Source organism: Luteimonas sp. 8-5 (assembly GCF_029763755.1).
In the GTDB taxonomy this organism is placed as follows: Bacteria; Pseudomonadota; Gammaproteobacteria; order Xanthomonadales; family Xanthomonadaceae; genus Cognatiluteimonas.
In genome coordinates, this window is record NZ_JARUVM010000028.1 from 20,861 (window position 1) to 27,521 (window position 6,661).

Genomic DNA, 6,661 nt, shown 5'->3' on the forward strand with positions numbered 1-6,661 from the left:
GCGACACCGGAAAGGCCCGCGAAATGCGGGCCTTTCCTTTTCCGGGCGCGGTCTATCCGCCCATCCGGCCCATGACCGAGTACAACGGTTCGAGCACCCATTCGTACAGCTTGCGCCGCTCGCCGAGGATGTCGGCGTCTACCAGCATGCCCGGGCGCAGCGGTTCTGCCTGGCCGTAGGCGGTGATGGTCTGCCGGTCGAGTTCGACCAGCACGCGGTAGACCGGTTCGGCGTTGTCCTGGCCGCCGCTGGCTGGTGCGATCGCGCTGCGCGAGATGCGCGCGACGCGGCCGGTGTGGTGGCCGAACTTCTGGTACGGATACGCCTGGTATCGCAGTTCCACCCGATCGCCCGGATCGATGAAGCCGATCGCGCGGCTCGGCACGAACAGCTGCGCCTGCAGCTTCGATCCCAGCGGCAGGATGCTCAGCACAGCCTGTCCGCCGGACACGGCCTGCCCGGGTTCGATCAGCCGATTGGTCACCATGCCGGCGACAGGCGCCTTGATCAGCAGCCGGCCGTCGTACTCCTGCCGCACCTGTTCCTGCTCCAGCGATGCCACTTCACGCCCGGTGCTGGCGAGCAGGCCGCGCCGCTGTGCGGGAAGCTCGTCCAGGGTCTGCTGCAGCTGAGCGATCCTGGCCTGGATCTGCGTGGCCTGCCGCTCCAGCGATTGCTGCGCAGCGACCAGATCGAGCACCGTCTGCCGCTGCTGCGCGACCTGCGCTTCGCTGACCAGCTGCCCGGCCGCCATGTCCTGGTAACGCGCCAGCGTCTCGCGGCCGATGCGGACCATCTCGCGACGCGTGGCGATCGCTTCGCGGACCTGCGCCTGTTCCTGTCGCGAAGCCTGCAGTTGCCGGGTTGCGCCGGCCAGTTGCACGTCGATCTGCTTCAACTGCGACTGGCCCAGCGCCTGCGTGTTCTCGCGACGCGCTTCCAGCCCGTCGCGAAGCGCCCGCGCCGCGTCGACGCCGTCGGCGGTGGTGCGCGGCGCATCGATCACCGCCAGTGCCTGTCCGGTCCGGATCTGCGCGCCCTCGTCCGGCAACAGCCGCGCGACGACGCCACTGGCGGGGGACACCACCGTGGCCAGTCCCTGGTCGGGTACCAGCTGGCCGCGTACGCTCGAGCGCTGGGTGTAGGAGCCCAGCGCCATCAGGGCGACGACGGATGCGCCCCCGGCGATCGCGACGCAGGACAGGACCCATAGCCGCAACGGCTGGACCAGGGAAATCCCGCCGAGCCAGCTCTGTCGCCGGGCCTCCATCACCTCGGGGCGGAACAGCGGATTCATGCGTCCACCGTTGCGCGCGATTCGTGCAATGGCACGCGCTGCGGCGGCAACCCGTCGACGAGGCGGCCGCCGCGCAGGGTCAGCACCCGGTCCGCGCTGGCGATCGTTTCACGACGATGGGCGATGATCACCTTGGTGATCTTCATGTCCCGCACGGCCGCGTTGACCAGCCGCTCGCACTTCACGTCCAGGTGGCTGGTGGCTTCGTCCAGGAACAGCATCGTCGGTTCCCGGTACAGGGCGCGCGCCAGGATCACGCGTTGCTTCTGGCCTCCGGAAAGCGTCGTTCCCATGTCGCCGATCAGGCTGTGGTATCCCATCGGCATGGCGGCGATCTCGTCGTGGATCGCGGCCATGCGCGCGACCGCCTCGACCCGCTCGAAGTCGACCACCTCCTCGCCGAAGGCGATGTTCTCCGCGACGCTGCCGGCGAACAGGCGGTCGTCCTGCATCACCGCGCCCACCGTGCCGAGGAAGTTGCGCAAACCCAGCTTGCGGATGTCCTGCCCGCCGAAGCGGATGGTGCCGGCCGTCGGCGACAGCAGGCCGAGCAGCAGCTTGATCAGCGTGGTCTTGCCGCAGCCCGACGGGCCGACGATCGCCACCGACTCGCCGGGCCGGACCTCGAAGCTGCAATCCTGGATCACGTCCGGCTCGCCATCGCCGTAGCGGAAGCAAAGCCCCTCGACCTGCAGGCTCGCCACCTGCGGCAGCCTTCCGTCGAAGCTGGCGGAGGCGTCGGTTTCCGGCGGCGTCAGGACGATGTCGGCCAGGCGTTCGCCATGCAGGCGCAGCATCCGGAACTCGATCCACTTGTCGATCAGGCTTGCGATGCGCTGCGCGAACTGGTCCTTGTACGCGAGGTAGGCGATGAGCATGCCCAGCGAAAACTGGTTCGACAGCGCCAGCAGCGCCCCGATCCAGATCACGGCGATGCGCTCGACGCCGAACACCAGCTGGTTGGCCGAGTTGAAGCCCAGGCCGACCCGCGCCAGCCAGAGCTCATGGTTGGTCGTCTCGTGCATGAGGTTCTGGTAGGCGGCCTCGCGCAGCCCCTGGGTGCCGGTGACCTTCAGCGACTGCATGCCCCGGATCGATTCCAGCAGGTGGCTTTGCTGCTTGGCCGCCGCCACCAGCTGCTGCTCCGTGCCGTCGCGAAGCGGCCGGTAGGCGACGGTGCGGATACCCATGTACAGGCCGACCGCCAGCAGTGTCACCATCGCCAGCTTCCAGCTGTACACCAGCATCATCGCCAGGGTGACGATCGCCATGATGCCGTCCACCAGCGATTCGACGAAGCTGGTCGTCAGCGTGCGCTGGATCGCCCGCACCGCGCCCATGCGCGACACGATGTCGCCGAGGTGGCGCTTCTCGAAGAACTCCAGCGGAAGCTTCAGCAGGTGGGCGAAGACGTTGCCCATCCACTGCAGGCCGAGCTGGTTGGACAGGTAGGTCACCGACCAGCCGCGCAGGAGCCCGATCGACACCTGCATCGCCAGCGCCAGGCCGAACCCGATCCCGAGCACCGTCAACAGGTCGCGGTCGCCCGAGACCATCACCTGGTCGACGACCCATTGCATGAAGAACGGGCCGATGATGACGAACACCTGCAGCGCCGCGGAAAGCGCGAGCACCAGGCCCAGCGTGCGCCACAGGCCGGCGACCCTGCCCGTGAGCTGGCGGACGGTGACCGCCGGCGCCGGCGGGTGCGGCTGGAAGTCGACGCCTGGCGACAGCTCCAGGGCCACGCCGGTGAAGTGCCTCGAGACCTCGGTGCGGTCGAGAACGCGCTTGCCGCGCGCCGGGTCGAAGATCGTGACCTTGTGCCTGCCGGCCTTGGCCAGCACCACGAAATGGTTCAGGTCCCAGTGCAGGATGCAGGGTGCCTGCAGCGAGGCGAGCTCGTCCATGTCCAGGCGCAACGCGCGTGCGCTGAGGCCGCTGGCCTGCGCCATCGAGATCAGCTGCGGCAGGGTCACGCCCTTGAGGGACGTGCCGAAGCGCGCACGCAGGTCGCGCACGCCCTGGTGGTTGCCGTGATGCGCCAGCACCATCGCCAGGCAGGCGATGCCGCACTCGGAGGCTTGCGATTGGAGGATGGCTTGCACGGTTGGAAAGTCCTTGAAACGCGAACACACCAGCCATCTGCATGGCTGGTGTGCCGATCCCGGTAGGTCGCTAGTCAGCTAGTGCGTATGCAAGATCAGAACGGGAGGTTCACGTCGCACAGGTCGACGTGACACACGTTGATCGAGAAGATGTGGCAGCTGACGCTGCAGATCGGGATCTCCACGTTGGAGGCCAGGCCACCACCAACGGCTTCCTGCAGTGCCTGCTCGATGATCTCGGACTTCTTCGACTTTGCGTTGTTCATTGAACTCTCCTTGTTTTTCAGTTGGTTTGGTGTTGCCGGGATTCTTCGGCCTGCGCGCGCGGCCGGATTGCCGCCATGGCGTCGTTGACCGCCTGCAGCTGCATTTCGGCCAGCTGCAGGTAGCTGTAGCGTTTCGGGTACTCCATGTACCACTTGGCGAATGTTTCCTCGCCCAGCACGTCGTAGATGTATTCGTACTGCGGCCGGCGCGCGTTCTTGATCGCTTCGGCCCGCTCGGCCGGGCCCAGGCCCCTGGTGCGTTCGCGCTGCTCCAGGTCCTCGGCCTCGGTGGCGGGTCCGTGGTGCAGGTAGTACCCGAAGTAGTGCAGGCAGAACTCGGTGTACTCCTTGGTGAACAGCACGAAGTTGTGCCACATCTCGTCGATGACGACGAGCGAAAGGTCGATGCTCAATCCCTGGCTGATGCCCGAGCTGCGCCGATGGTTCGCCATCCACAGCCACTTCTTGACCTGGTCGAAGATGTCCTCCGACTCCTCCCAGGTGAGCCCGTACGTCTTCCTGAATCGATAGACCACGTCGCGGTTGCTGTACGCCAGCACTTCCTCCAGCGTGGGCTTCTTCATCTGCGGCATCGGCATGTTCATGGGCGCATCGCATCCTTTTGATGGTCCTGGGGGCACGCCAGGGACGCACGAACCCGTGACGGGCGATGGCCCGGGCGCATGCGGATGGCGTCGTGTGTCGGTCGGGGTGCCCGTACGGGCAATGGCTGCGTGGCTGCAGCCGCGATGAAAGCATCCATGCGTCGCGACGTCCTTCCTGGACTTGAATCCGGTTGTGGTAGCGGCCACGCCTCCTGGCAAGGCCGCGTCTTCTTCCCGTCGTCGCACCCCGCATGGGGCGCCTCGACGACGCCCGGAGGCTAGCAGCGCAAAATCCAGGTGTCAACGCTACATAATGGCGTCTCGCGAAGCAGGCAATCGGGCATGGCGCTGACTACGACGCAGGATGTTCTTGTCATCGGCGGAGGACACAACGGGCTGGTGTGCGCCGCATACCTGGCGCGTGCCGGGCTCAAGGTCCGCGTGCTCGAAAGGCGCGGCATCGTGGGCGGCGCGGCCGTGACCGAAGAGTTCCACCCGGGCTTCCGCAACTCCACCGCCAGCTACACCGTCAGCCTGCTCAATCCCCGTGTGATCGCCGACCTGCGCCTGGCGCAGCACGGCCTGCGCGTGGTCGAACGGCCCTACGCGAACTTCCTGCCGCTGCCCGACGGGCGCAGTTTCCGCCTCGGCGGCGAGCACACCCAGGCCGAAGTCGCGAAATGGTCCGTGCGCGATGCGCAGCGCTTGCCCGCCTATTACGCAATGCTCGAACGCGTGGTCGTGGTGCTGCGCGAGTTGATGACGCGCACGCCGCCGAACGTCTCCGACCGTTTCGTCCTCGCCGACTGGCTGTCGTCGCTCGACGCGGCCCGGCGCCTGAAGCACCTGGACATGCGCGGCCGTCGCGACCTGCTCGACCTGTTCACCAAGTCGGCCGGCGAGCTGCTGGATTCGTATTTCGAATCCGAACCGCTCAAGGCCGTACTGGGCTGGGACTCGGTGGTCGGCAATTTCGCCAGCCCCTACACCCCGGGCAGCGCCTACGTGCTGCTGCACCACGTGTTCGGCGAGGTCAACGGCAAGCAGGGTACCTGGGGCCATGCCATCGGCGGCATGGGCGCGATCACCCAGGCGATCGCCAGGGAATGCGCGGCGCGCGGCGTGGAGGTCGAGACCGGTTCCGGGGTCGAGGAAGTGATCGTCGAAGCCGGGAGGACGGTCGGCGTGCGCACGGCGGACGGACGCGAGCTGCGCGCCGGGACCATCGTCTCCAACCTCAACCCGAAGTTGCTGTACCAGCGGCTGCTGCCGCGCGACGCGCTGGACCCGGACACCAGCGAACGCATCGGTCGCTACCGCTGCGGCTCGGGCACGTTCCGCATGAACGTTGCTCTTTCCGAGTTGCCGGATTTCACCGCCGCGCCCGGAACGAACCTGCAGCCGCACCACCAGAGCGGGATCCTGGCCGGCCCGTCGCTTCGCTATTTCGAGCAGGCGTACTTCGACGCGAAGTCGAAGCAGCACAACCCGGGCTGGGCGCGCGCGCCGATCGTCGAACTGGTGATCTCGTCCACGCTGGACGACACTCTCGCGCCGCCGGGCCAGCATGTCGCCAGCCTGTTCTGCCAGCACGTGCATCCGGATGTCGATGGCGGCTGGGACGCGCACCGCGACACCGTCGCCGCGCTGATGATCGACACCGTCGATGCGTACGCGCCCAATTTCCGCCGCAGCGTGCTCGGTTACAAGGCGTTGTCGCCGTTGGACCTGGAGCGCGAGTTCGGCCTGGTCGGGGGCGACATCTTCCACGGCTCGCTCGGGCTGGACCAGCTGTTCAGCGCGCGTCCGCTGCTGGGGCAGGGCAACTATCGCGGGGCGCTGCCCGGCCTGTACCTGTGCGGTTCGGGCACCCATCCCGGCGGCGGCGTGACCGGCCTGCCGGGCCGCACTGCCGCGCGGGAAATCGTCAAGGACCTGCGTCGCGGTCCGCGTCCGCGATGAGCCTGGCACGCTTACATCCTGTACTGCATGGTTCTGTTTTTGCAGTGCAGCGTGCATCCCGGCTAACGATTCCTTCACGATGGGGCCGCATCCCGACGTGGGGGAGGGAGCAGGCCCGCAACCGGTTCGTCCGGGGCGGGCTTTTTAATTGCGGCCGCGGTGCATTGGCGACTGGATCCCGACGATGGCCGACGATCCCGCATTGAGCGCCATCGTCGAGCGCGCGATGCGCGGGCTGGGCGAGGCTTCTCCGGCCTTGGCCGATGCCCTCGCTGCGCCCGATGCCGCCGACCGCATCGGCAGGGTGGCACTGGCCAGCGATTTCGCCGTCGCCACCTTCGCCCGGCAGCCGCAGGTGCTGCTCGACCTGCTGGCAGGCGACGCCGGACCGCCGGCCCCGCCGCGCCCGGCCGACATCGGTCC

6 protein-coding genes are annotated in these 6,661 nt (G+C 67.5%); 2 read left to right on the forward strand and 4 right to left on the reverse strand.

The window, feature by feature from the left end:
* Nucleotides 1-52: 52 nt before the first annotated feature.
* From QAA18_RS04835 to QAA18_RS04850, 4 genes are all read right to left on the reverse strand, one after another.
* Nucleotides 53-1,297, reverse strand: a complete 1,245-nt coding sequence (locus QAA18_RS04835; protein ID WP_279411465.1) for an HlyD family efflux transporter periplasmic adaptor subunit — start codon at nt 1,295-1,297, stop codon at nt 53-55.
* Nucleotides 1,294-3,405, reverse strand: a complete 2,112-nt coding sequence (locus QAA18_RS04840; protein ID WP_279411467.1) for a peptidase domain-containing ABC transporter — start codon at nt 3,403-3,405, stop codon at nt 1,294-1,296. The genes QAA18_RS04835 and QAA18_RS04840 overlap by 4 nt, the downstream gene beginning before the upstream one ends.
* Before the next feature lie 95 nt (nt 3,406-3,500).
* Nucleotides 3,501-3,671 (reverse strand): hypothetical protein, encoded by a 171-nt coding sequence (locus tag QAA18_RS04845; protein ID WP_279411469.1) that lies wholly within the window; start codon nt 3,669-3,671, stop codon nt 3,501-3,503.
* Nucleotides 3,672-3,688: 17 nt separating this feature from the next.
* The gene (locus QAA18_RS04850; RefSeq protein ID WP_279411472.1) at nt 3,689-4,276 is read right to left on the reverse strand and encodes a hypothetical protein; all 588 of its coding nucleotides are present in this window, start codon (nt 4,274-4,276) and stop codon (nt 3,689-3,691) included.
* Between the two features lie 342 nt (nt 4,277-4,618).
* Between QAA18_RS04850 and QAA18_RS04855 the strand changes: the two genes are divergently transcribed.
* Nucleotides 4,619-6,238, forward strand: coding sequence for an NAD(P)/FAD-dependent oxidoreductase (locus tag QAA18_RS04855; protein ID WP_279411474.1), 1,620 nt, complete (start codon nt 4,619-4,621; stop codon nt 6,236-6,238).
* A gap of 184 nt (nt 6,239-6,422) precedes the next feature.
* The coding region (locus QAA18_RS04860) for a hypothetical protein (protein WP_279411478.1) at nt 6,423-6,661 on the forward strand (239 nt) is incomplete at its 3' end.